22 protein-coding genes and 1 pseudogene are annotated in these 24,082 nt (G+C 70.5%); 11 read left to right on the forward strand and 12 right to left on the reverse strand.

The window, feature by feature from the left end:
• Positions 1-6 precede the first annotated feature (6 nt).
• From ACZ6Z4_RS14440 to ACZ6Z4_RS14460, 5 genes are all read left to right on the forward strand, one after another.
• Complete coding sequence (locus ACZ6Z4_RS14440) at positions 7-669, forward strand: response regulator (protein WP_465562762.1); 663 nt, start codon at positions 7-9, stop codon at positions 667-669.
• Between the two features lie 242 nt (positions 670-911).
• Complete coding sequence (locus ACZ6Z4_RS14445) at positions 912-1,577, forward strand: response regulator (RefSeq protein ID WP_465562763.1); 666 nt, start codon at positions 912-914, stop codon at positions 1,575-1,577.
• 164 nt (positions 1,578-1,741) lie between these two features.
• Complete coding sequence (locus ACZ6Z4_RS14450; RefSeq protein WP_465562766.1) at positions 1,742-2,659, forward strand: ABC transporter ATP-binding protein; 918 nt, start codon at positions 1,742-1,744, stop codon at positions 2,657-2,659.
• Entirely contained in the window at positions 2,649-3,494 is an 846-nt protein-coding gene (locus ACZ6Z4_RS14455; protein WP_465562769.1) for an ABC transporter permease, read from the forward strand. The genes ACZ6Z4_RS14450 and ACZ6Z4_RS14455 overlap by 11 nt, the downstream gene beginning before the upstream one ends.
• Positions 3,495-3,496: 2 nt before the next feature.
• Positions 3,497-4,279 carry a PIG-L deacetylase family protein gene (locus ACZ6Z4_RS14460; RefSeq protein ID WP_465562772.1) on the forward strand — a complete coding sequence of 261 codons (783 nt, stop codon included), beginning with the start codon at positions 3,497-3,499 and terminating at the stop codon, positions 4,277-4,279.
• Here ACZ6Z4_RS14460 and ACZ6Z4_RS14465 read toward each other — a convergent pair.
• From ACZ6Z4_RS14465 to ACZ6Z4_RS14490, 6 genes are all read right to left on the reverse strand, one after another.
• Positions 4,276-5,550 (reverse strand): glycoside hydrolase family 125 protein, encoded by a 1,275-nt coding sequence (locus ACZ6Z4_RS14465; RefSeq protein ID WP_465562775.1) that lies wholly within the window; start codon positions 5,548-5,550, stop codon positions 4,276-4,278. The two genes, ACZ6Z4_RS14460 and ACZ6Z4_RS14465, sit on opposite strands and share 4 nt — an antisense overlap.
• A gap of 29 nt (positions 5,551-5,579) precedes the next feature.
• Positions 5,580-7,091 carry an ROK family protein gene (locus ACZ6Z4_RS14470; protein WP_465562777.1) on the reverse strand — a complete coding sequence of 504 codons (1,512 nt, stop codon included), beginning with the start codon at positions 7,089-7,091 and terminating at the stop codon, positions 5,580-5,582.
• A gap of 30 nt (positions 7,092-7,121) precedes the next feature.
• Positions 7,122-8,873 (reverse strand): alpha-amylase family protein, encoded by a 1,752-nt coding sequence (locus ACZ6Z4_RS14475; protein WP_465562780.1) that lies wholly within the window; start codon positions 8,871-8,873, stop codon positions 7,122-7,124.
• Between the two features lie 24 nt (positions 8,874-8,897).
• Positions 8,898-9,920: a hypothetical protein gene (locus tag ACZ6Z4_RS14480; RefSeq protein ID WP_465562783.1), complete on the reverse strand. Its 1,023-nt coding sequence runs from the start codon at positions 9,918-9,920 to the stop codon at positions 8,898-8,900.
• 21 nt (positions 9,921-9,941) lie between these two features.
• The gene (locus ACZ6Z4_RS14485; RefSeq protein ID WP_465562786.1) at positions 9,942-11,132 is read right to left on the reverse strand and encodes a cysteine desulfurase-like protein; all 1,191 of its coding nucleotides are present in this window, start codon (positions 11,130-11,132) and stop codon (positions 9,942-9,944) included.
• A gap of 609 nt (positions 11,133-11,741) precedes the next feature.
• Positions 11,742-12,113, reverse strand: a complete 372-nt coding sequence (locus ACZ6Z4_RS14490; protein ID WP_465562790.1) for a winged helix-turn-helix transcriptional regulator — start codon at positions 12,111-12,113, stop codon at positions 11,742-11,744.
• A gap of 94 nt (positions 12,114-12,207) precedes the next feature.
• Here ACZ6Z4_RS14490 and ACZ6Z4_RS14495 point away from each other — a divergent pair, with 94 nt between their 5' ends.
• The 4 genes from ACZ6Z4_RS14495 to ACZ6Z4_RS14510 all read left to right on the forward strand — a co-directional run bounded on the left by ACZ6Z4_RS14495 (position 12,208) and on the right by ACZ6Z4_RS14510 (position 15,621).
• A complete protein-coding gene (locus ACZ6Z4_RS14495) occupies positions 12,208-13,002 on the forward strand; it encodes an SDR family oxidoreductase (protein ID WP_465562793.1) in 795 nt (264 codons plus the stop codon).
• A 68-nt stretch (positions 13,003-13,070) separates the two neighbouring features.
• A complete protein-coding gene (locus ACZ6Z4_RS14500; RefSeq protein WP_465562796.1) occupies positions 13,071-14,057 on the forward strand; it encodes a DMT family transporter in 987 nt (328 codons plus the stop codon).
• Between the two features lie 60 nt (positions 14,058-14,117).
• Complete coding sequence (locus ACZ6Z4_RS14505; RefSeq protein WP_465562798.1) at positions 14,118-14,774, forward strand: hemerythrin domain-containing protein; 657 nt, start codon at positions 14,118-14,120, stop codon at positions 14,772-14,774.
• 13 nt (positions 14,775-14,787) lie between these two features.
• The gene (locus tag ACZ6Z4_RS14510; RefSeq protein ID WP_465562801.1) at positions 14,788-15,621 is read left to right on the forward strand and encodes a phosphotransferase; all 834 of its coding nucleotides are present in this window, start codon (positions 14,788-14,790) and stop codon (positions 15,619-15,621) included.
• 202 nt (positions 15,622-15,823) lie between these two features.
• Here ACZ6Z4_RS14510 and ACZ6Z4_RS14515 read toward each other — a convergent pair whose 3' ends face one another.
• The 6 genes and pseudogenes from ACZ6Z4_RS14515 to def all read right to left on the reverse strand — a co-directional run bounded on the left by ACZ6Z4_RS14515 (position 15,824) and on the right by def (position 21,258).
• Positions 15,824-16,471, reverse strand: a complete 648-nt coding sequence (locus ACZ6Z4_RS14515; protein ID WP_465562804.1) for a hypothetical protein — start codon at positions 16,469-16,471, stop codon at positions 15,824-15,826.
• A 725-nt stretch (positions 16,472-17,196) separates the two neighbouring features.
• Positions 17,197-18,192, reverse strand: a complete 996-nt coding sequence (locus ACZ6Z4_RS14520) for a DMT family transporter (protein ID WP_465562807.1) — start codon at positions 18,190-18,192, stop codon at positions 17,197-17,199.
• Between the two features lie 49 nt (positions 18,193-18,241).
• Complete coding sequence (locus ACZ6Z4_RS14525; protein ID WP_465562810.1) at positions 18,242-19,615, reverse strand: RsmB/NOP family class I SAM-dependent RNA methyltransferase; 1,374 nt, start codon at positions 19,613-19,615, stop codon at positions 18,242-18,244.
• Positions 19,612-20,181 (reverse strand): methionyl-tRNA formyltransferase, encoded by a 570-nt coding sequence (locus ACZ6Z4_RS14530; RefSeq protein ID WP_465562813.1) that lies wholly within the window; start codon positions 20,179-20,181, stop codon positions 19,612-19,614. Before ACZ6Z4_RS14530 ends, ACZ6Z4_RS14525 begins: the two co-directional genes overlap by 4 nt.
• A gap of 241 nt (positions 20,182-20,422) precedes the next feature.
• Positions 20,423-20,779, reverse strand: a pseudogene (locus ACZ6Z4_RS14535) (methionyl-tRNA formyltransferase); the annotation flags it as partial.
• Positions 20,710-21,258, reverse strand: a complete 549-nt coding sequence (gene def / locus ACZ6Z4_RS14540) for a peptide deformylase (protein ID WP_363668711.1) — start codon at positions 21,256-21,258, stop codon at positions 20,710-20,712. The pseudogene ACZ6Z4_RS14535 and the gene def, both read right to left, overlap by 70 nt.
• A gap of 197 nt (positions 21,259-21,455) precedes the next feature.
• Between def and ACZ6Z4_RS14545 the strand changes: the two genes are divergently transcribed.
• A complete protein-coding gene (locus ACZ6Z4_RS14545) occupies positions 21,456-22,898 on the forward strand; it encodes a C39 family peptidase (RefSeq protein WP_465562817.1) in 1,443 nt (480 codons plus the stop codon).
• Positions 22,899-22,902: 4 nt separating this feature from the next.
• Positions 22,903-24,081, forward strand: coding sequence for a TolB-like translocation protein (locus ACZ6Z4_RS14550; RefSeq protein ID WP_465562820.1), 1,179 nt, complete (start codon positions 22,903-22,905; stop codon positions 24,079-24,081).
• Position 24,082: the final 1 nt, after the last annotated feature.

The following is a 24,082-nucleotide window of genomic DNA, read 5'->3' on the forward strand; positions in this document are numbered from 1 at the left end:
ACGCCTATGGGTGAGACAGCGGCGGCGATCCGGGTGCTGGTGGTGGACGACGACGCGCTCGTCCGGGCCAGCCTGGAGATGATGCTCGACGGGGCGAACGGGATCGCGGTCGTCGCGCAGGCGGCCGACGGGGACGAGGTGCCGGGCGCGATCGACGCGCACTTCCCCGATCTGGTGCTGATGGATCTGCGGATGCCGCGGGTGGACGGGATCGTCGCGACCCGGCGGTTGCGGGAGCGGAAGAACCCGCCGGAGGTGATCGTGCTGACGACGTTCGACACCGACGAGAACGTGCTGCACGCGTTGCGGGCCGGGGCGAGCGGGTTCCTGTTGAAGGACACGCCGCCGGCGCAGATCGTGGACGCCGTACGGCGGGTTGCTGCTGGTGATCCGATCTTGTCGCCGGCGATCACGCGGCGGTTGATGGACCGGGCGGCGACGCAGGCTGATGCGCACACGCAGGCGCAGGGAGCGCTCTCCCGGTTGAGCCCGCGGGAGTACGACGTGATGCTGGCGGTCGCACAGGGCAAGGCGAACGCGGAGATCGCGACGGAGCTGTTCATGAGCCTGGCGACGGTGAAGGCGCACATCTCGCACATCCTCACCAAGCTGGAGCTGGGGAACCGGACGCAGATCGCGCTGCTGGCTCACGACGCGGGGCTCGCCTGACGGCATCGGGTGGGAGGGCCGGCGCTCGCCCGTCGACGCCCGCGAGCTGTTCGACAAGATCAGCCACGCCGGAGACCGGCCGGATCACCGCGTCGAACCCGTGCTCGGAGTACATGCACCTGGACAACTCGTCCTGCAACCTGGCCTTCGCGAGCTCGGGGGCTCGGCGCGGGCTCGGCGGGAACCTGGCGAGGGCCCGGCGAGGGCTTGGCTGACCGGGTGGATGCCCTAGCGTGGGCGGCATGATTCGGGTGCTGCTGGCGGACGATCAGGCCTTGGTGCGGGCCGGGTTCCGGGCGTTGCTGAACGCCGAGGACGACATCACCGTGATCGGTGAGGTGGCGGACGGGGCCGCGGCGGTCGAGGTGGCTCGGGCGGAGAAGCCTGATGTGGTGCTGATGGACATCCGGATGCCGGGGACCGACGGGCTGGAGGCGACGCGGCAGATCGGGGCCGAGGAAGCGCTCTCCGATGTTCACGTGGTGATCCTGACGACGTTCGACCTGGACGAGTACGTGTTCGAGGCTTTGCGGGTCGGGGCGAGTGGGTTTCTGGTGAAGGACACCGAGCCGGTGGAGCTGCTGCAGGCGGTGCGAGTCGTCGCGCGCGGGGACGCGTTGTTGTCGCCGGGGGTGACGCGGCGGTTGGTGGCCGAGTTCGCGACGCGGAGCCGGCAGCCGCACGCGAGCAAGGAGCTCGACGTGCTGACCGAGCGGGAGAAGGAGATCGTCGCGCTGGTCGGCGAGGGGTTGTCGAACGACGAGATCGCGGCGCGGCTGGTGCTGAGCCCGGCGACAGCGAAGACGCATGTGAGTCGGGCGATGGTGAAGCTCGGGGTGCGGGACCGGGCGCAGCTGGTGGTGCTGGCGTACCAGACCGGGTTGGTCCGACCGGGCTGGCTCGGGTAGCTGGACTGGCTGGCTCGGCTGGTAGCCGGGCTGGCTTGGGTAGAAGCAGCCGGCGTGGCTCGGGCAGCAGACAGGCCGGGCTTGGGTAGTACTCCCCCGGCGGTACAGGCGATGCCTCCTCGGGGGCGACGCGCACGACACCTGTTGCCCGGCACTGTCGGAGCATGGAAACGACAGTTGCTCCGATGGTTCAGGTGCACGGCCTGACCAAGCGCTACGGCGACACCCTCGCGGTCGATGGTGTCGATCTGGTGGTCCGGCCGGGTGAGGTCTACGGGTTCCTCGGGCCCAACGGCGCCGGCAAGACCACGACGCTGCGCATCCTCACCGGCCTGATCGCGCCGACCAGCGGGCGCGTCGAGGTCCTCGGGGGCGCACCGGGTCAGGCGCGAGTGCTCGCGCGGACCGGCTCGATGATCGAGTCGCCCGCGTTCTACCCGTACCTGTCCGGGCTCGACAACCTGCGGCTGCTCGCCGAGTACGCCGAGGTGCCGCGCGCCCGCGTCCGCGAGGTGCTCGAACTCGTAGACCTGGCCGACCGCGCCAAGGACCGCTTCTCGACGTACTCGCTGGGCATGAAGCAACGGCTCGGGGTCGCGGCGGCGCTGCTCAAGGACCCGGAGCTGGTGATCCTCGACGAGCCGACCAACGGGCTCGACCCGGCCGGGATGCGGGACATGCGCCGGCTGATCCGCGAACTCGGGTCGGACGGGCGGACCGTGGTCCTGTCGAGCCACCTGCTCGGCGAGGTCCAGCAGGTCTGCGACCGGGTCGGGATCATCAACGCCGGCCGGATGGTCGCCGAGCACGACGTCGACGAACTGCGCGGCCAGCAGGAGCTGGTGATCCGCGCGAGACCGCTGGAGAGCGCTCACTCGGTTCTCCGCGATGTTCTCGGCGCCGACGCGGTGCACCTGTACGACGACACGCTGCGCGCCAACGTCTCACCGGACCGCGCCGCCGAGCTGAACCGACTGCTGGTGCAGGCGGAGATCGCGGTGTCGGAACTGCGCAGTACGGAGAGAGCGCTCGAGGACGTGTTCTTCGAGCTGACCACGGAGGAGAAGGCTCATGCTGGGTAGCTATCACGCGGAGCTGATCAAGCTGCGGAAGCGGTCGGCGGTCTGGGTGCTGTTCGGGGCCGGGCTCGTGCTCAGCCTGATCTTCGGGTACGTGCTGCCGTACGTCGGCTATCTGACCGGCGACGGGAACCCGGAGACGACGGGGATCCCGCCGGCGGAGGTGCTGCGGGGGCTGCTGCCGGGGCGCGTGCTGGACAACACGATCGGTGGGTTCCCGGTGTTCGCGGGAGCGCTCTCCCTTGTTCTCGGGGCGATCGTGGTCGGCGGGGAGTACACCTGGGGGACGTTGAAGACCGTGCTCACGCAGCGGCCTGGGCGGATCTCGGTGCTCAGTGGGCAGCTGCTCGGGTTGTTCACGATGCTGGCGGTGTGGGTGCTGGGGATCTTCGTGGCGTGCGCCCTGTGCAGCATCGGGATCGCGGCGGCCGAGGGCGGGTCGATGGCCTGGCCGGGTGCGCTGAAGATCGTTCGCGCCCTGGCTGGTGGGTGGCTGGTGCTGGCGATCTGGTGTCTGGCGGGCGCGTTGCTGGCTGTTGCCTTCCGCAACGTTGCGCTGCCGATCGGCCTCGGCGTGGTGTGGATCCTCGGGATCGAGACGTTGCTGGCTGGGGTCGCGAGCAGCTTGCTGCCGGATCTGGAGGTGCTGACGGACGCGTTGCCGGGGGCGAACGCCGGGGCGTTGGTGTTCAGCGTCACGGGGATGGTCGCAGCGGATGCGCCGCCTGGGGTGCGGGACGCTGTTGGCGGCGGGCGGGCGTTGGCGACGTTGGCGGCGTACGGTGTGGTGTTCGTCGGGCTAGCGATGGTGACGACCCGGCGGCGTGATGTCGTGTAGCGGTGAGGACTGCTCTGGTGGTGCATGCGCATCCGGACGACGAGGTGTTCGCGACGGGAGCGGCGGTGATCGCGCTCTCCGACGCGGGCTGGCGGGTGGTGCTGCGGGTCGCCACCGGTGGGGAGGCTTCGGAGGATGCGGGGCTGGGTGAGGTCGAGGCGCGGCGGGTTCGCGGGGAGAAGCTGAGCCGGTCGTGCGCGTTGCTCGGGATCGCTGAGTGGGGATGGCTCGGGGAGGCCGGCGAGTGGGTTGATAGCGGGGGCGCTGGCGCCGGGAGTGTTGCTGAGGCGGAGAGCGCGATCTTGGTTCAAGCCGTACGGCGGGCGCTGGTGGAGGTGCGGCCCGAGCTGGTGCTGAGTGTGGGGCGGGACGGGTTGACCGGGCATCCGGATCATGTGGCGATCGGGGCGGCGGTGCTGGAGGCGACTGAGGGAGCGGCGCTGGGGGCGCGGCTTCGGGCGGCGGATGTGGTCGCGGGGCGGGAGGCTGTCGAGAAGCTGGCCGGGCGGCCGGTTGGGTCGGGGCGGGTTGTAGGAGCCGGCGGCGATGTGGCGTTGGAGGAGATCCGGGCCGGCGGTGAGGAGGAAAGCGCGGGCCGGGAGAGGGCGGGTGCGGAGAGCGCGGGTGCGGAGCAGCGTCGGCGACAGGCCCTGGATGTTTACCGACCCGGGCTCGGCACCGCACCTGTCGAAGAACTACTGGAAGGACGGCTCGGGGACTCGGTGCTTCTCCGAGCCGTCCTCGATGTTGCTGGGTGGAACAAGGATCTCTTCGAGCGCGGCTAGATCAGCCGGCGCCCAGCGTGCGCCAGCGCCAGCTCGCAGAACATCGCGTTGGCCCACGAGAACCACTCACGCGTGTACTGGTTCGGGTCGTCCACGTGGAAGCCCTCGTGCATCTGCCCGGTCCCGCCGGTGGTGTCACGCAGCGTCTCCAGGATCTGTGCGCGCTCCTCGGCCGAGGTCGCGGTCAGGCCCTGCACGGCGAGCGAGATGTGCCAGACGTAGTGCGGCGGCGTGTGCGGGCTGCCGATCCCCGACGCGTGCGTACCGCTGTAGTAGTACGGGTTCTCCGGGCTCAGCAGCAGCTTCCGCGTGGCCAGGTACGTCGGGTCGTCGACGGCGGCGTACCCGCTGAGCGGCGCCGACAGCAGGCTCGGCATGTTCGCGTCGTCCATCAGCAACCGCTCTCCCGCGCCGTCCACCTCGTACGCGAAGACCCGCCCGTACGCCGGGTGCTCGACCGTACCGTGCTGCGCGATGCCCTCGTCGATACCGGCCCGCAGCTGCTTGGCGCGGGCGCCGAGCGCCGGGTCGCCGAGCAGCTCGGTCGCGATCGCCTCGACGTACCCGAGCACGACGGAGGCGAACATGTTGCCGGGCACGTTGAACCCGTGCTCGGTCGCGTCATCGCTGGGCCGGAACGCGCTCCACGACATCCCGGTCGGCTGCGTCCAGCGGCCGCGGCCCTCGCGGACCAGCGTGTCGGTGACCGGTTCGCCGTGGCGCTCGAACCGGTACGGAGAGTTCGCCTCGTGGTCGAGCTCGACGGTCCACAGATCCAGGATCGCGACCGCCGCGGTCCGGAACCGCTCGTCGATCACGTCGGCGCGGCCGGTGATCTTCCACAGCTTGTACGCCAGGTCGAGCGGGAAGCACAGCGAGTCGATCTCGTACTTGCGCTCCCACACCCACGGCGACATCTCGGTCAGGTCGGTGGTGTGGCCGGCGCCGTTGGCCTCGCGGTTGAAGGCGTTCGCGTACGGGTCGAGCGCGACGTACTCGAGCTGCCGGTGCAGTACGCCGATCAGCACGTCCTGCAGACCGGGGTCGTCAGCGCACAGCACCAGGTACGGGCGCAGCTGCGCGGCGGAGTCGCGCAGCCACATCGCCGGGATGTCACCGGTCAGCACGAACGTCGTACCGTCGGGGAGGCGTTCGGCCACGGCCGGCAGGTTCTGCGCCATCGACTGCTGGAACATGGTCGCGATCACCGGGTCGCCGGTGGCCTGGCGGACCTCCTCGGTGGCGCGGGCCAGCACGTCGGGGTCGATCATCAACACATCACCTTTCAGCGGGACAGGATTCACCCGGCGGTATTCACGCCGGGAGCGGGACGGGATCCGGAGGGAGCGCTCTCCGGCGGTCCGAGCAGCAGCACGGACGGGTTCGGCGAGAACGTGTGGTCGAGGACGAGACTGGCGGCGCCGACCGCGCCGACGTCGGCGCCGAGCGCCGTGCCGGCGACGTCGAACGGGTGCACCGAGCGCACCAGGAAGCGCTCTCTGAGCGTTTCCCGGATCGAGTCGCCGAAGAACGGGGCGAGCCGGTCCCAGTGCGGGCCGCCGAAGACGACGCGTTCGAGGTCGAGCAGGTTGGCGATGTCCTCGACGACCTTAGCGATCCGGCCGGCCAGTGTGGTGACGATCTCGCGGGCGGTGCCGGGCTGGTCGGCGGCGGTCGCGCAGAGCTCGGCGAAGGCGACGTCGACGGCGTGCCGGTCGTCGAGGTCGATGCCGTGGGCAATGACTCCGGAGTGGACGGCCTGCTGGACCAGGTACCGCGGCTGGCTGGTCTCGCCGACGCAGCCGCGGCGGCCGCAGAAGCACAGCGGGCCGTCGGGGTCGACGATCACGTGGCCGATCTCGCCGACGTTGCCCGACGTACCGCGGACGACCTCGTCGGCGATCACCAGACCGGCGCCGATGCCGGTGCCGAGGTAGAAGAAGACGAAGCTGCCGCGGCCGTTCGGGCCGCCGGCCCACTTCTCGGCCGAGGCTGCGGCGGTGACGTCCTTGTCGAGCAGGACGGGCAGGCCGGTCCGGTCGCGCAGAGCGTCGCGGAGCGGGACGAGGTGCCAGGCGGTGAGATTCGGTGGGTCGACGACCGCGCCGCGCTCGACGTCGATCGGGCCGGGGGCGGCGATGCCGAGGCCGACGATGCGGTCGCGGTGGGCGCCGGCTTCGGTGATGACTTCCTCGACCATAGCGGCGATGCCGTCGATGAGAGCGTCGGGGTCGTCGCGGGAAGGCGCTGTTGTCTCGCGGGGCGGCGGGGACGATTGGGCGTACGCCGAGCCGCCGGGTTGCGGCGTGGACTGGGCGTTGGCCGAGCCGCCGGGTTGCGACGTGGACTGGGCGTTGGCCGAGCCGCCGGGTTGCGACGTGGACTGGGCGTTGGCCGAGCCGCCGGGTGAGGGCGTCTGCTGGGCGTAGGCCGCGACGACTTCGGTTTCGGCGCGGCGGCGGGCGACGATCTCGCCGGTGAGGTCGAGGACGACCACCGTGACGACCGCTGGATCGAGGTGGACGCCGACGGCGTACTGGCCGGTGGGCTCCAGCTCCAGCAGGGTGCGCGGTTTGCCGAGGCCGGCGTTCTTCTGGCGACCGGCTTCGCGGACCAGGCCCGCGTCGAGCAGTCGGCGGGTGATGTTCGAGATCGCTTGGCCGGACAGCCCCGTGGCGGCGGCGAGTTCGACGCGGCTCAGCAGCTGGTCGGCGCGGCGGATCGCGTCCAGGACGACGCTGTCGTTGAACCCTCCGACGCGGTCCAGGTTCGTACCCCGGCGGACCACAGCCGGCGGCTGCTCGGTGCTCACCACTCCCCCTGTCCTCGCACCGCTCTCACCTCACCCGGCAGCCGGGTCGGCGCCCCACGGCAGCGACCAGTCGTAGTGGACGGTGCCGGCGCTGGTCCCCCAGGAGTTCGGCGTCGTGTTCACGAGCCAGTCCAGCGGCTCAAGCTGATCACCACCACTGAGCGCCAACCGTATACCGTCGCCCAGCTCCCGATCGGTGGTCGCAGTCCGCGCGGCCGGGTCCACGGAAACGAAGAGAGCGCTCCCCGAGCGAGCGACGAGGTCCAGGAAGCGCGCGTTGAGCGCCCACGGCGTCTGCGGCGTACAGGGAACGCAGTCGGCGTCGAGGGTGAAGAACCGCCGGTGCTGAGGCAAGCGGAAAGCCAGCGAGTTCACGCCCATCTTCCGCGTCCGTTCCCAGTCGCGACCGGACGTGTCGTCACCACTGCGCTGTACGTCGACCAGCCCGGCGGCCAGGTGGCCGACGGTGTTGCAGCCGATCAGGACGAGGTCCTCGGCGGCGGCGCGGATCTCGCGGTAGAAGTCGAGCACGATCTCGGCGGTGGTCCGGGTCGGGTCGTGGAACTGCCAGCCGGCGTCGGTCAGCCGTGCGCCCATCGCCGGGCCGAAGCGGCCGAACACGTCGTACGTGCTGAAGTCGTGCTTCACCAGCTCGAAGCCCCAGGAGCGGAACCGCTGGAGGTCGCCGCGGACCAGGTCGAGGACCTCGGGGTACGTCGGGTCGAGCGCACGACCGGGGGCTTCGCCGCCGAGGGGATGTCCCCAGGGACCGCTCTCTCGGGACAGCAACGGGCGGAACCAGAGGCCGGGTCGCGCGCCGACCTGCTTGACCGCGGCTGCTGTTGCGGCCATGTCGTCGAAGAGTCCCGGGATCCCGCTCTCCCAGGGGCCGCCGGAGCCGTTGCCGCCGGGGTTCCAGCCGTCGTCGACGACGCTGAACGGCTTGACCGGGTGGCCGTCGGCCAGCTCGACGATCGTGGCGGCGTCCTGGAGGACGGCCTTCTCGTCGAAGCCTTCGCCGTACGCGTAGTACCAGTTGTTCGCGCCGACGATCGGGCCGATGTCGGGGCGGGCCGGGAGGTGCGCGCTCATTGCTTCGGTGGCGGCTTCGAGGGTCTTCCACGGCGTGCCGGCGTCTGGGAACTCGCGGACGACGGCTGCGGTCAGGCTGCGGCCGTTGAGCTGGGTCGGGCCGCCGCCGTTGCGGAGGTCGATCCAGAGGGTGACGCCGGTGCGGTCGACAGTCCAGGAGCAGAAGGCCGCCGGGTGGACGTCGACGCCCATGCCGGTGGTTACGCCGGTGCGCTCGTCGTGGGCGAGCCAGTACCACGGGAGGAGGCGCTCGGGCTGGAGATGGCGCCACTGCAGGTCGCCGTACGAGCGTTCCCAGGCGTCGCCGAGAACGAGGGTCTGGTCCGCGAGAGCGCGCTCCCAGCGGAGCGCGACGCGGGAGATCGCGCCGGGGGCGCTGACCGTGATCTGGCCACCGCGAGCGCCGGCAGCCGGCCCGCTGGGCGTGACGCTGGGCGTGATGCTCGGCGCGACGCTGGGTGTGATGCTCGGCGCGACGCTGGGCGTGGTGCTCGGCGCAGCGCTGGGCGTGGTGCTGGGCGTGGTGCTGGGCGTGGTGCTGGGCCCGACGCTCAGCGCGGCGCTGGGCGCATCGGCCTCGGACCAGGTGATCTCGGCGCCGCGCGTGGTCCACCGGTCGCCCTCGCGGGTCGCTGGGGCGAGGGCGTCGGTGGCGTTGATCTGGACGAAGACCTGGCGGGGTTCGCTCACCCGAGGGAATTTACCCCACAGACTTTAGTAAGTCTTGTAGTAGACGAGTTCTCCTGATTCTCCCGGCGCCGCACCCTCGCTCGGGACGAACAGCGTGAAGAGCAGCGCGGGAGCGCCGTTCGGAGCGCGGAGAGCGCTCACCGTCGGGTTCGCGAACGCCGTACTGCCTCCGTCGGTGCGGATCGTCGTCTGATCCGCGTTGCCGGTCTGGTAGTCGTAGACGAACGTGCGCCAGGACCCGAAGTCGCCCTTGGTGAACTGGCCCTCGATCAGGCCGAAGCTGAAACCGCGGAATCCGACCTGGTCCCGGTCGCCGATGTTGCCCTTGACGCCCCAGTGCAGCAGCGCGTTGTCGAACGTCGGCTGGGCGGACGTCGCCCAGGAGTTGAAGTTCCGCAGCGTGCCGCGCTGCTGGCGGTCGACGTCGCAGTTCGACCAGAAGTGGCCGCCGAGGTCGATCGTGGAGTGGTCGATGTCCGGGGAGAGCGTGATCTTGTAGATGTTCGGCGTTCCCTCGGCGCAGGTCGAGAGCCGCCGCGGGGCGTCGAAGGAGCGGCCGACGCGACCGGCCAGGAGATCGGCGCGGTTGGCGTAGTACCGGAAGGCGAGGTGGTTGTCGCCGCCCCCGGGCCGTTCCTGCTCCCAGGCGAGCACGAAGCCGCCGTTCGACGCCTGGGCGATCGTCGGCTGGGACGCGGGCCCGGTGTTGCTGCCGGCGAGCTCGCGCTCCCAGTGCCAGTTCAGGAGATCGGTCGAGGTCGCGAGGTTGACGCGGAAATGCCCGTCGGTCGCGAGGTGGTGCGAGACGGCGAGGTAGCCACCGGTGCTGTCCTGGATGATCTTGACGGTGTCCATCACGTGGCCGGCGTCGTCGCGGGTGTTGTACCGCTTGCCGGTGGCACCGACCACGTTCTCGAGCATCCCGCGGAGCTCCGCGCGGGCCGGATCGGACGGCGCCCCCAGCGGAGTGGCCTCCGCTGGGGACGTCAGAGCAGAGACGAGCAAGGCGGCCGCGAGCGCGGCGGCGAACATCGGTTTGGTCGGCATGGGGCGGTGCCTCCTTGGCGGTCAGTTCACGAGGTGTTCCACAGCTTCGACCAGGCGGTCGACGTCCGACTGGTTCGTGTACGGCGCCAGCCCGGCGCGGGTCGCGCCGGTGTCGCCGAGGCCGAGGTGGCGGGCGGTCTCGATCGCGTAGAACGAGCCCGACGGCGCGTTCACGCCGTACTCGGCGAGCTTGGCCGAGACCGCGGCCGGTTCGTGGCCGGCGACGCTGAACAGCAGCGTCGGCGTACGGCGTGCGGCCTTGCCGTGCAGGGTGACCGCGTCGAGCGCGGCGAGCCGGTACTCGAGCTCGGCGCGGAGCGTGTCCTCGTGGATCTCCAGCAACATCAGAGAACTCAGCAACCGCTCTCTCCGGTTCTCGCCGACGCCCCCGAGGCCCGCGATGAAGTCGATCGCGGCGGTCGTCCCGGCGAGCAGTTCGTACGGCAGGGTGCCGAACTCGAAGCGCTCCTGGACTGCGTTGCTGGACGGGAGGAGCTTGTCCGGCGTGATCGTTTCGAGCAGCGCCGGAGACGCGGCGAGGACGCCGCAGTGCGGGCCGAAGAACTTGTACGGCGAGCACGCGTAGAAGTCGGCGAACGCCATGTCGACCGGCGCGTGGGCGGTGAGGTGGACGCCGTCGACGTACAGGAGCGCGTCGGTACGCCGTACGGCGGCAGCGAGCGCGTCGAGGTCGGGTCGGGTGCCGAGCAGGTTGGACGCCGCGGTGACCGCGACCAGCTTGGTGCGGTCGGACAGCAGCGGCGTGATGTCGTCGAGCTCGGTCGTCGCCGGGTCGAACGCGAGCCAGCGGACGGTCGCGCCGGCCGCCTCGGCGGCCTGCACCCACGGGCGGACGTTGGCGTCGTGGTCGAGCTTGGTGACGATCACCTCGTCGCCCGGCCCCCAGGTCTTGGCGAGCGCGCGGGAGAAGTCGTAGGTCAGCTGCGTCATGCTGCGGCCGAACACGATGCCGCCCGGGTCGGCGCCGAGCAGATCGGCCATCGCCTGGCGCGCCTCGACCACGATGTCGTCCGCGCGCCGCTCGGCCGGGGTGAGCCGGCCACGGTTGGAGATCGCGGAGACCATCGTCCGCGCCACGGCGTCGGCGACGGCCTGCGGAGTCTGCGACCCGCCGGGGCCGTCGAAGTGCGCTGCCCCTTCGGAGAGAGCCGGGAACTGCTTACGGACGGCGTCGACATCGAAGTCAGGCATGACCCCATCCTTCCTTGCCGGTCGGCAAGGAAGGAAGAGATGCGGCGGGTCAGGGCGCGCGCCGAGGGCGAGAGGGCGTCGCGCGGAGCGCGGCGGGCGGGGCCGGGGCGCAGGCGTCGCGCGGAGCGCGGCGGGCCGGGACTGGGGCGCAGGCGTCGCGGAACGCCGGCGGGTCCGGGGGCGCAGCGTCGCGCGGAGCGCGGGTCCGGGGGCGCAGCGTTGCGCGGAGCGCGGGTCCGGGGGCGCAGCGTCGCGCGGAGCGCGGGTCCGGGGGCGCGGGCGTCGCGCGGAGCACGGGCAGGTCAGGAGCGCGGGCGTCGCGCGGAGCGTGGCGGGCGGGTCCGGGGCGCAGGCGTCGCGCGACGCGGAGCGGGCGGCGCAGGCGTCGCGCGGAGCGCGGCGGGTCCGGGGGCGCAGCGTCGCGCCGAGCGCGGGTCCGGGGCGCGGGCGTCGCGCGGAGCACGGGCAGGTCAGGGGCGCGGGCGCGCGCGGAGCGTGGCGGGCGGGTCTAGGGCGCAGGCGTCGCGCGGCGCGGAGCGCGGCGGGCGGCGGGCGGCGGACGGGGCGGGCCGGGGCCGGGGCGCACGCGTCGCGCGGCGCGCGGACGCCTCAGGGTCGCGGGCGGTCGCTCTCGTCGTACGTCGTGCGGTTGACCTCGACGGCGGGGAGGTTGGCGGTGGCCCAGTCGGCGAGGGTGGCGAACAGGGGCGCGAGGGTCAGGCCGAGCGGGCTGATCTCGTACTCGACGCGGGGTGGGACCTCGCGGTGGTAGGTGCGGACGACCAGGCCGTCGCGTTCCAGCTGGCGCAGGCGCTGGGTGAGGACCTTCGGTGTGATCGAGTCGATCCGGCGTTCCAGCTCGACGAAGCGCTGCCGGCCGTACTCGTTCAGCGCCCACAGGATCGGCGTCGTCCAGCGGCTGAACACGATGTCGACCACCGGCGCGATGGGGCAGGCCAGCTCGGGCGTGACGTCGGTCACCAAGTCCCCTTCCGTCCAATACTTTCTCCTAGGTACCTACTATCACGCCGAAAGTAGCGTCGTCACCACTGCACATCGAGAGTGGGAGTACGACGTGATCGTGGTGACTGGAGCTACCGGTAACATCGGGCGGCCGCTGGTTCGGGCGCTGGCTGCGGCCGGTGAAGAGGTGACGGCGGTGTCGCGGAAGGCGGCGGAGCTACCGGACGGCGTACGGCATCAGGCGGCCGAGCTCGTCGAGTTGGATCTGACCGGAGCGGAAGCGGTGTTCCTGCTGCTGCCGGGCGGTTGGTTCGGCGTCGACGGCGTCCTCGCCAAGGCGGAAGCGGCCGGCGTACGGCGGATCGTGCTGCTGTCGTCGCAAGGCGTCGGCACCGGACGGCATCCCGCTGGGATCGAGGACGCGGTGAAGGGATCGGGCCTGGAGTGGAGCGTGCTGCGGCCGGCCGGATTCCAGAGCAACACGCTCGGCTGGAGCCAGTCGGTCCGGGAGCGGCGCACGGTCGAGGCACCGTACGGCGAGATCGCGCTCCCCCAGATCCACCCGGCGGACATCGCGGAGGTGGCCGCGGTCGCGCTGCGGACGCCGTCGTACGCCGGGACGACGTGGGAGCTGACCGGTCCCGAAGCGGTCTCGCCGCGGGAACAGACGGCGGCGATCTCGGCGGCGCTGGGCGAGCCGGTGAGCTTCGCCGAGCTGTCGCGAGAGAGCGCGAGAGAGCGCTTCCTGAGGTTCCTGCCGGAGCAGGTCGCGGACAGCACGCTCGACATCCTCGGGCACCCGACCGAGGCCGAGCGCTCGGTCAGCAGCGACGTCGAGCGGGTCCTCGGCAGGCCCGCGCGACCGTACGCCGAGTGGGTGAGCGAGCACCTCACCGCGTTCCGCTGAGCGCGCCGGGGGTCAGATCCTGCCCAATTCCGGAACGAAAGAGGAAATTGTCCCCGGCGTACTGCAAGATGTCAGGAGTGAGCACCCTGACGACTCCTGACAAGCCGCCCGTACGGGCCTGGCTTCCCACCATGTTGACGCTGGCCGCGATCTGGGGCTGCAGCTTCCTGTTCATCTCGGTCGGCGTGCGTGAACTGCACCCGATGTACCTCGCGCTAGGGCGGGTGATCGCCGGATCCGCCGTCCTGGTGGCGATCCTGGTGATCAAGCGGGAAGCGCTCCCCCGCGATCCCAAGCTCTGGGCTCACACGTTCGTGATCGGCGCGATCGGGTCCGCGATCCCGTGGACGCTGTTCGGGTACGGCGAGCAGCGCGTCCCCTCGCTGCTGGCCGGGATCTGGAACGGGATCACCCCGCTGGTCGTGCTGCCGGTCGCCGTCCTGGTGTTCCGGACCGAGAAGTTCACCGCGCAGCGGGTGGCCGGGCTGCTGATCGGATTCCTCGGGATGCTGGTCGTGCTCGGCGCCTGGAACATCGAAGGTGGCGCGGACCTGACCGGCCAGCTGCTCTGCATGGCCGCCGCGGTCTGCTACGGGCTCGCCGTCCCGTACCAGAAGCGGTTCGTTGCCGGGAGCACGCTGTCCGGGACCGCGCTCTCCGCGAGCTTGTTGCTCTGCGCAACGATCCAGCTGGCGGTGGTGGCGCCGATCGTGACCGGTGAGGCGCCGCCGATGCCGTGGACGCTGTCGCCGGAGGTGATCGGCAGCGTGCTGGCGCTCGGCGGGCTGGGCAGCGGGATCGCGTTCGTGCTCAGCATGCGCAACATCCGGCTGATCGGCGCCTCGATGTCGTCGATGGTCACCTACCTGATGCCGATCTTCGCGATCGCGGTCGGCGTCCTGATCCTCGGCGAGCACCTGACCTGGTACCAGCCGGTCGGCGCGCTGGTCGTGCTCACCGGAGTCGCGGTGTCACAGGGCGTCGTACGCCGTCCGGCCCGTTCGGGCAGGAAGCGGAAAACCCCTCTGCAACCCGAAGCCGCGCCGGTACCGTGAGCTGAAACCGGCGGTCCCGGGGAGGGCGGCCGCCGGCTTCACCGCACAGGGGGCGACACAATGACCACTGCTACCAGACCCGACACGCACACGATGGTCGTCGTGCACCGGGTGTTCCGGCGCGAGTTCCGGCTGCTGCCGGGCCTGATCGAGGGGGTCCGCGCCGGTGACACCGAGCGCGCGGCGGTGCTCGCCGAGCACCTCACCGACATCGTCGCCGCGCTGCACCACCACCACGAGGCCGAGGACGACCTGATCTGGCCGCTGCTGCTGGAGCGCGCGACGCTGCACCTCGACCTCGTGCACCGGATGGAGACCCAGCACGCCGCGCTCGGTGCCGCGCTCGACCGGATCGAGAAGCTCACGCCGCAGTGGGGGCGGAGCGCGAGCCTGGTCGAGGCGCGGGAGCTGGCGGCCGCCGTACGGGAGGCTTCGGCAGTCCTCGAAGAGCACATGGGAGAGGAAGAGAGCGCGATCCTGCCGGTGATCGCGGAGCACCTGACCGTCGAGGAGTGGGGCAAGGTCGGTGAGCGCGGCGCGAAATCCGTTGCGGACAAGCGCAAACGGCTGCTGTTCTTGGGGGCGATCCTCGAGGACGCGACGCCGCAGGAGCAGCGCACGTTCCTCGGCGAGCTGCCCGCCCCGGTGCGCGTGCTCTGGCCACTGCTCGGCAAGCGCGCGTACGGCGGGTACACGCGACTGATCAGGAACACCTGACCGAAAGGACTCCATGGAGCCGACAGAGATCCAGCGTGCCGTCACGGCGACCTTGTCGATCGCCTCGGAGCTCGGACTGCCGGCCGAGGACGCCACCGTCCTCAACAACTCCAACAAGCTGATCCTGCGGGTGCTGCCGGCCGACGTCCTGGCCCGGGTCGCGCCCGAGCACGAACAGGTCGCGCAGTTCGAGATCGACCTCGCACTGCGCCTGGCCGAACTCGGCGGCCCGATCGCGGCCCTCGAACCGCGGGTCGCGCCGCGGACCTACGAACGCGACGGCTTCGTCATCACGCTGTGGACGTTCTACGACCCGCTGCCCGCGGCGACTCCCCCGGCGTACGCCGAAGCGCTGGTCGATCTGCACGCCGCGATGCGCAAGGTCGACCTGCCGTCGCCGCACTTCACAGATCGCGTGGAGAGCGCTCTCGAACTGCTCTCCGACCCCACTAGCACCCCAGACCTTGGCGCCGAGGACCGCGAGTTCCTCACCACCGCGCTCCAGACCCTCACCCGAGCGATCCAGGACCGCCACCCCGCCGAGCAACTCCTGCACGGCGAGCCCCACCCCGGCAATCTCCTCGCGACCACGACGGGCCCGCGTTTCATCGACCTCGAAACCTGCTGCCGAGGCCCGGTCGAGTTCGACCTCGCGCACGCGCCGGAGGAGGTCGACGCCCACTACCCCGACGTCGACCACTCGCTCGTCCGCGACTGCCGCCTACTCGTCCTCGCGATGATCACCACCTGGCGCTGGGATCGCGGCGACCAGTTCCCGAACGGCCGCCAGTTCGCCCATGAGTGGATCAGCGAGCTGCGGGCAGGATTCACTCCGAGCGACGGATGAGCTGAAGCGGAGGTCCAGCAGCGTCGAAGGGCAGTTGTGAAATTGCCCGAAGATTGGGGTCCAAAGCCGATCAGAAGGTCTTCAACCAAGCCTTGACCAGGTCTCGGGTGAGCTCCTGGCAGTGATCGAGTGACCCACATAGAGTCCCAGCCGTCGCGATTGAGGGTCCGCGCAGCGGCCGGTACCACCAGCGGGACGCGCACTAGTTCCGTGCGGTCGCGCCGAGCATCTTCTCGATCGGCAGCTGGTCGAGCTGACCGCAGACTCCTTCGAGGTATCCGGCTTCGACCGGGTGGCATGCGACTTCTTGCAGTGCAGCCCGGATGAACACCGCGTTTATGGTGTCGATGTCTTGGCTTGAGTCAAGGACGGCAGTCGGGAAGGGCTTCGCTGTGAAACACGCCGCCATCGTCCTGCTCAGGGGGCCGATGATCAGATTGGCGTCCAGTACGGCTAGGCGATCCCGAAAGCCATACTTTCCGGTGCCAGTCTGCGCATGTACTACCGGAACATCGCTGATCGCGAATCCTGGGAGGTCGAGGTCGGGCGCAATGACAACCAACTGCATGTAAAACTGGTTCAGGCGATCTGCTATTTGATCGTGCTGCCGTGCTGTCGAGGCAACTGCTGTTGCGGGATCACCTGCGAAATCATCGTAGGTGTTCACGACAAGCCGTTCTATCTCGCCTTCATTGGGTGGGCGCTTGAACTGAGCTTCGAATCTCGCAAGAAGGTCGGGTCGAGCGGCGAACCGCTGAATGCCGCCGGCACGAAACTCCCGCATGATCTTCTCGTGCATGTTTTTGAAAGCGGGGTTACGAACCATGTGTATGGCAAAGAGGTTAGCCACCGCAGCCATCTCATCGGGTCCGCAGTTCGCCGGCGATATTTGTCTGATTCGATTCAGGACATACCCCCTCAACGTCACTGAAAGCGAGTTCGAGTTCTCGGTTTGTGCGTCCGGAGCGATCAAGGTAAGTCGTGAACCCGCGCCGGCAGAAGTTCCCCTTGATCGGGCGCTTGGTGACTACCCTACCCCTCTGGGAGTCGAGGATCGCGACGCGATGCATGTCGTCGGCAAAGTGTTTCTGATACCCCTTCGATACCCAGTGATCATTGGGGAGCATCGGCGGTTGCTTGGTCATGCCGCTTGCGGTCCTCCGGCGGTGTAGGCAGGTTCCCCTGGTCGCAAGGGGGAAGTCTACAAGGTGGCGGCCTGGCAGCCGCCAAGCCTCCGACGGATGATCTGCCGGGCCGACTGGAGCGCTCGGCGGAGCACCTGGCCAGGCCGAAGCAGGTGTGTGCGGTTCCAGAGAGGACCACCGGGCCGATACTGAGCCGAATCAGGCACACCCGGCCGAAGCCAGTCATCAACTTCCGACCGTGGGAGCCTGGTCCCACAGAGCCGTCGGTTCGCGACCTATCGATCACGATGATGACCGCCTGAGCGCCACGTTCGCTGACGGCAACCGAAGTCTCGGGTCAGCCGAAAACCGGCAGCAACCAGAGACTCTGTTCTTGTACTTCTCTGTTCTTGTACTTCTCTGTTCTTGTACTTCTCTGTTCTTGTACTTCTCAGCTTCGGCGCAGGTTCGGGATCGCAGCGATGACCACCGCCGCGAGCGCCAGGAACGTGCCGGCGATGACCGAGAAGGTGACCTCCGTGTCGGCTGCCGGGGCGAACAGGTCGATCAGCAGGCTGGCGATGAGTTGCCCGGCGATCGTGCCGAGGCCGAGGACGAAGACGCCGACGATGCGGACGACCGCGGCGGCCGAGCTGATGAAGACGACGCCGCAGAGGCCGCCGACGTAGAGCCAGGGGTCGGTCGGGAGCGGGCGGGGGGCGCCGCGGAAGGCCAGGTCGACGAGGAAGACGACGAGCAGAGCGCTGGTGCCGACGATGAAGTTGATGGTGCCGGCGGCGAGGGCGCCGAAGGCGTCGCCGGAGGCGGTGCGGGCGACTCGGCCGTTGATGCCTTGCTGGACGGCGGTGCCGATGCCGGCGACGGCGGGGAGGATCGCGAGCAGCAGACCCGACGGGTGGCTGAGGCGATCGGAGACAGCCAGTACGACGGCCAGCAGCGCGACGACCGCGCCGACCACACGCAGCGGCGTGTAGGGCTGCGGGCCCGCGGGGCCGAAGCCGAGGCGGTCGACGACGAGGCTGCTGATCGCCTGGCCGCCGACGACCGCGACGGTGAAGACGGCGACGCCGATCACCGCGACCGTGATCGACTGGGTCGCGACCAGGAACGCGCCGGCCAGGCCGCCGATGCACTGCCACCAGCGCAGCGGGCCGCCCGCGCCGGCGGACGGCGTACGGATGGTGTGCCAGACCTGGGCGAGTGCTTCGCGGACGCGCGGGACGAGCGCGGAGACGATCAGCAGCACGACCAGTCCGGAGCCGAACGAGATCAGTGCGGCGGCGACGCCGTCGCCTAGGCGGTTGCCGAGGTCGCCGTTCACGCGGGACTGGATCGCGACCAGCAGACCGATGCCGAAGGACGCGGCGAGCCCGAGGATCTGGAGCTGCTGGCTGCTGCGTACTGGACGGGTGTCGGTCGTTGTCACCCCTCCATCATGACCGTTCGACTCAATGCGCCTGACACCGGTCCACGGTTCAGGACCGGCGGATCAGCGCCAGGTACATCGCGTCGGTGCCGTGCAGGTGCGGCCAGAGCTGCACGTCCGGCCCATCCCCGAGCGACGGTACGCCGGGGAACAACGCTCGCGCGTCCTCCAGTACGGCGTCCGGCCGGCGCGCCAGCACCGCGTCGACCACCCCCCGGGTCTCCGACGGGTGCGGCGAGCAGGTCACGTACGCGACGACGCCGCCCGGGCGGACCGAGGTGATCGCCGCGGCGAGCAGGGCCTCCTGGAGCGGGCGCAGCTCGGTGACGTCGTCCGGCGTACGGCGCCAGCGGGCCTCCGGGCGGCGGCGGAGTGCGCCGAGGCCGGTGCACGGGACGTCGGCGAGGACCCGGTCGTACCAGCCCGACGGCCAGGTCGGCTTGGTGCCGTCGCCGATCAGGACCTGGTGCTCGCCGGGGATCGCGCGCAGGTTCGACCGGACGAGCTCGGCGCGGTGCTTCTGCGGCTCGACCGCTGTCAGGACCGCTTCGCCCTGGTTGGCGATCGCCGCGAGCAGGGCGGACTTGCCGCCGGGGCCGGCGCAGAGGTCGAGCCAGCGGACGTCGTTGCCGTCGATCGGCGCGGTGGCCAGGGCGGTGGCGACGAGCTGCGAGCCTTCGTCCTGGACGCCGGCGCGGCCGGTGGCGACGGCCTGGATGCGACCGGGGTCGCCGCCGCCTTGCAGCACAGCGGCGTACGGCGACCAGCGGGCGCGGCTGGCGCCGGCCTCGATGAGCTCGTCGACGTCGGAGAGCCCGGGGCGGGCGACCAGGGTGACCTTCGGGGGCTCGTTGTCAGCGTCGAGAACGGGTTCAACGTCCTCCAGGACCTGAGAAAAGGCCTCGATCACCCAGCGCGGGTGGGCCTTCGCGATCGCCAGGTAGCCGAGGCGATCCTCTTCCGGCTTCGGGGCGACCGTGGCGATCCACTGGTCGAGGTTGCGCTGGCTGATCTTGCGGAGCACCGCGTTCACCAGGCCGCTGCGGCTCTGGCCGACCTCCGCGCGGGTCAGCGTGACCATCTCGTTGACCGCGGCGTACGAGTCGACGCGCATGCGCAACAGCTGGTGCGTGCCCAGCCGCAGCAGGTCGAGCAGCTCGGGGTCGAGGTCGGCGAGCGGGCGGGAGACGCTGCGGGCGAGGAAGGCGTCGTAGGTGCCCTGCCAGCGGAGCGTGCCGTGGACGAGCTCGGTGCAGAAGGCGGCGTCGCGGCCGCCGAGGCGCTGGTCGCGGAGCGCCTTGTTGAGGGCGAGGTTGGCGTAGCCGTCCTCGCCGTTCACCTGGCGGATCACCCGGTACGCGACCTGCCGCACCTTGTCGGGGCGCTTCTGCGGGGCGCGGTTACGGGGACTGCGGTCGCTCACTCGGTGCCCAACTGATCGTCTGCGGTGATCCGGACGCCGCGGGCCCAGTCGGCCCCGGCCATCGGCTTCTTGCCCTGCGGCTGGACGGTGACCAGCTCGATCGCCTTACTGCCGGTTCCGACCTTGACCGACGACTTCGCCGCGTCCAGTACGCCGGGCGCCAGCTCCTCGTCGGTCAGCGCGACGGCGAGCACCTTCAGCCGCTCGCCGCGGAACGTCGTCCAGGCGCCGGGCGCCGGGTTGCAGCCGCGGACCAGCCGGTCGATCTGCCGCGCGGGGTGCTTCAGGTTGATCTCGGCGTCCTCGACGGTCAGCTTCGGCGCGATCGTGACGCCGTCGGCCGGCTGCTCGACGGCCTGCAGGACGCCGGCCTCGATCCCGTCGAGGGTGTCGACGAGCAGCTTCGCGCCGGACTTCGACAGCCGGGTCAGCAGGTCACCGGACGTGTCCTGGGCGCCGATCGGCTCGGTCAGTACGCCATACACCGGACCGGCGTCGAGCGCCTTCACGATCCGGAACGTGCTCGCGCCGGTGACGTCGTCGCCGGAGATGATCGAGTGCTGCACCGGGGGGGGGGGGGGGGGGGGGGGGGGGGGGGAGGGGGGGGGGTGGTGGGGGGGGGGGGGGGGGGGGGATGGGGGGGGGGGGTTTCCCCCCTTCTCCCCCCCCCTCCCCCCCCTCCCCCCCCCCCCTCCTCCCCCCCCCCCCCCCCCCCCCCCGCCCCCCCCCCCCCCCCCCCCCCCCCCCCCCCCCCCAGGCCGGCAGCACCGAGAAGTGCAGATTGATCCAGCCGTGCGGCGGGATGTCGAGCGCGGCCTGCGGCAGCAGCCCGCCGTACGCGACGACGGGGCAGCAGTCGGGCGCGATCTCGGTGAGTCGGGCCAGGAACTCGGGGTCGCTGGGCTTGACCGGCTTGAGGATCTCGACGCCGCCGAGCTGCTCGGCGTACTGGGCGACCGGGGAGGCGACCAGCTTGCGGCCGCGGCCCGCGGGGGCGTCGGGACGGGTGACGACGGCAACGAGTTCATGGCCGCTGGCAACGATCGCCTCGAGTGCGGTGACCGACACCTCGGGGGTGCCGGCGAAGACGAGTCTCACAGGCCGAATCCGTTCGTCGGGTGCGGGGACACCTTGATCTGCGGCGGGCCGGACAGGCCCGACCACTCCGCCTCGCGGATCGCCTTCATCGCGGCCTTGCGGGTCTCTCGGTCCAGCCGGTCGACGAACAGGACGCCGTCCAGGTGGTCGGTCTCGTGCTGGATGCAGCGCGACAGCAGGTCGTCGCCCTCGATCAGCACCGGGTCGCCGTACATGTTGAAACCGCGGGCGATCACGTGCTCGGCGCGGCGGCAGTCGAAGGTCAGGCCGGGGATCGACAGGCAGCCCTCCGGGCCGAACTGCTCCTCGGTGCCGAGGGTGAGCTCGGGGTTGACCAGGTGACCGATCTCGCCGTCGACGTTGTAGGTGAACACCCGCAGGCCAACGCCGATCTGCGGCGCGGCCAGGCCGGAGCCGGGCGCGGCCTGCATCGTGTCGGTCAGGTCCGCGACCAGGCGGCGCAGCTCGGCGTCGAAGTCGACGACCGGGTCGGCCTTGGTCAGCAGCACGGGGTCGCCGAACAGGCGGATGGGTTGGACCGACACACAGACTCCTTCGCGGGGCAGGACCACGTAAGTCTAGTGGCGGGCTCCCACCAGGCCGCAGTGCGGTGGGCTCGGCGGCGCCGAGCGATCACACCGTTGTAATTCGGGGACGCCACTCCCAGTTGTTGCCATGAGCACGTAGTGTGGCCTCAGGCGTACCTACAGTCACACAAGTCACACGCCCAACGGGAGTTAACATGCGCACAGCGACACGGGGGGCTGCCGCACTGATCACCCTGGGGGTCCTGCTCACGCAGGCACCGCAGGCCCGGGCCTACGAGTTCGTGCCCAGGGATCCGGTCAGCCGGCCGTCCGAGGAGGTGCCGAGTACGGCGCCGCCGGTCTCGGACCGGGTCGAGCCGGCGGACGGTACGCCGAACGACGCGGCGACTCCGGCCGATGACGCGACGCCGGTCGCGTCACCTTCGACGCCGCCGGCCGACGACACGACGGTGGCCGAGCCGCCGGTGGCGCGGAGCTGGAGCGAGCTCGCGGGGCAGGTCGCGGCGACGTCGCCGAGCAACCTTACGCTGCGGGCGACGGCGGCGGAGCAGTCCAAGCAGGTGATGCGGTGCTTCAAACTCGAGACCGAGAACTACTGCCTCGGGCTCGGCTTCGTCGACACGCTGCCGACCGGGGCGCAGATCAGCTCGACGGTGGTCGAGCCGGACGCGACGCGCGACGACCTGCGGGCCGGGGTGTCGGCCGAGCAGGACATCGCGACCGGGGCGCTGAGCCCGGCGGCGTTCGTGGCCGAGCGGGCGGCGATGACCAAGGGCGAGCGGACCAACGCCGAGCTGGACGAGATGCAGGCGGCGTGGGACGGACGCGACAAGGCGCGGGCGCTGCGGGAGCTGGACGCCGAGGGGAATCCGCCGGCTGCGGTGCCAGGTTCGGGCGAGTCGACGGCGCCGGGGTCCGGCACGCCGACGACTGCTCCGACGGGTGAGGCCGCACGGACCGGCGTACCGGCAGCGGGAGCGAGCGTGGCGCCGCCGAGTGCCGGGCCGACCGTCGTACCGACGCCGGGTGGTCCGACCACCAAGCCGACGCCGCCGCCGATGAAGCCGCCGACCGTCTCCAAGCCGAAGCCGGCCGCGAACTACATCATGAAGGGCTTCCAGACCTCGCAGGACAAGGGGTACTGGTGCGGCCCGGCGACCTTCCAGTCGATCGACTGGGCCGACGACAACCAGAAGGACACCCAGGCGTCCTGGGCCAAGGACCTCGGCGCGACCACCTCCGGGACGGCGATCTCGGCGATGGTCAAGCAGACCAACCTGAAGACCAACTGGGACCTGGCCGCCGGCACCTACATCGTGCAGAACGTCAGCCACTGGACGCCGGCCAAGTTCCTCCAGGTGCACCAGAACCACCTCGGCGACGGCGCCCCGGCGCCCGTGATCGAGCATGTGCAGCTGCTGAAGCGGTACTTCCCGTACCTCGCCTTCAACCACAGCGGCCACTACCAGGTCGGCCGCGGTTACGACACCAAGGCGAAGACGATCGGCATCTTCGAGGTGTTCAACGAGCGGCGCTTCAACAGCCGCGGCAACGTCACCGACGGCCCGCGCAACATCCCGGCCACCGCGATGTTCAACGCGACGCTGGCCAACCAGTTCAAGAACATCGGTCTGTAGGCCGATGCGTCGTCGAATCCTGATCCCCGTCACCGCGGTCGCCGTCCTGACGGCCGGGTGCTCGGGATCACCGGAGAGCGCTCCCTCCGGTTCTCCGAGCCCGTCCGGTACGCCGAGCAGCACGCCGCCGCGACCCGGCGGTACGCCGAGCCAACCGCCGTCCGGTACGCCCACCCCGACGCCGGGGGGCTCGACCGGGAAGCCGGTCTGGACGAAGTTCCTGCGCCAGCCCGTCGACGGTCAGCACGTCGTCACGCAGCAGCGCAAGTACCTGGTCACCCGCGGCAGCGACGAGGCCGGGATCACCACGGTGACCGACCGGGCCAGCAAGAAGGTCGTCGTACGGCACGCTCCGCCGGCCGGGTTCGTCGCGCAGTCGCCGGTGGTGATCGACGACCGCTGGGCGCTGATCGAGGAGATCCGCTCCGACGGGCCGAACCCGCAGATCCGGGCCTTCCGCTACGACCTCGGGACCGGCGCGAGAACGGATCTGGCGACGCAGAGAGCGCTCCCCCGGATCTCCGAGCCGGAGATCGGCGCGTACGACGGAACGTTCGCCTACAGCAGTACCGACGCGAAGAAGCGGTCGTGCCTGGTGATCGCCTCGCTGGACACGCTGGCGGCGCGGACCGTGACGTGCGTGGCTGATCCCGGGTACATCGCGGACCCGGTCGTGTCGGCGGACTCGGTGACGTACAGCACGATCACTGCGCCGCAGAGCTCGCAGCGGTGCAAGCGGTTGTTCACGGCGCCGCTCGCTGGTGGGGCTGCACAGCCGGTTGCTGCGAGCAAGAACTGTATTCAGTGGAGCGGCGCTTCGTTGCGTGGGGCAACGGTCTGGTCGGAGATCGGGGCGGATGATCCCGATCAGTATCAGAGCCGGGCTTACCTGCGGGAGACTCCGGGTGGTGCGGCGCGGGCGCTCGGATCGATCGTGACCGACACGATCGTGGCGTGTGGGAGCTGGATCCACTGGGAGGTCCGCCTGATGACGGGCGGGGTGGAGTCGTACCAGATCCAGCGGTGGCGGCCGGGGGTGGCGAAGCCGGAGGTCATCTTCAGCACTCCCCCGGACACGGCGATCACCGCGCCGACCTGCCAGGACAACATGCTGATCGTCGAGGCCGCACACCTTGGTGGTGGGTCGAAGTTCACGGAGGCCCTGGCGGTCGGAGCGAGCTGAA

It is taken from the genome of Kribbella sp. NPDC104740 (assembly GCF_055583505.1).

Bases quoted from the DNA above. Each gene is read 5' to 3' on its own strand.
- ACZ6Z4_RS14440 (WP_465562762.1), top strand. From the start codon at position 7: ATGGGTGAGACAGCGGCGGCGATCCGGGTGCTGGTGGTGGACGACGAC.
- ACZ6Z4_RS14445 (WP_465562763.1), top strand. From the start codon at position 912: ATGATTCGGGTGCTGCTGGCGGACGATCAGGCCTTGGTGCGGGCCGGG.
- ACZ6Z4_RS14450 (WP_465562766.1), top strand. From the start codon at position 1,742: ATGGAAACGACAGTTGCTCCGATGGTTCAGGTGCACGGCCTGACCAAG.
- ACZ6Z4_RS14455 (WP_465562769.1), top strand. From the start codon at position 2,649: ATGCTGGGTAGCTATCACGCGGAGCTGATCAAGCTGCGGAAGCGGTCG.
- ACZ6Z4_RS14465 (WP_465562775.1), bottom strand. From the start codon at position 5,550: ATGATCGACCCCGACGTGCTGGCCCGCGCCACCGAGGAGGTCCGCCAG.
- ACZ6Z4_RS14480 (WP_465562783.1), bottom strand. From the start codon at position 9,920: ATGCCGACCAAACCGATGTTCGCCGCCGCGCTCGCGGCCGCCTTGCTC.
- ACZ6Z4_RS14485 (WP_465562786.1), bottom strand. From the start codon at position 11,132: ATGCCTGACTTCGATGTCGACGCCGTCCGTAAGCAGTTCCCGGCTCTC.
- ACZ6Z4_RS14500 (WP_465562796.1), top strand. From the start codon at position 13,071: ATGTCAGGAGTGAGCACCCTGACGACTCCTGACAAGCCGCCCGTACGG.
- ACZ6Z4_RS14505 (WP_465562798.1), top strand. From the start codon at position 14,118: ATGACCACTGCTACCAGACCCGACACGCACACGATGGTCGTCGTGCAC.
- ACZ6Z4_RS14510 (WP_465562801.1), top strand. From the start codon at position 14,788: ATGGAGCCGACAGAGATCCAGCGTGCCGTCACGGCGACCTTGTCGATC.
- ACZ6Z4_RS14545 (WP_465562817.1), top strand. From the start codon at position 21,456: ATGCGCACAGCGACACGGGGGGCTGCCGCACTGATCACCCTGGGGGTC.
- ACZ6Z4_RS14550 (WP_465562820.1), top strand. From the start codon at position 22,903: ATGCGTCGTCGAATCCTGATCCCCGTCACCGCGGTCGCCGTCCTGACG.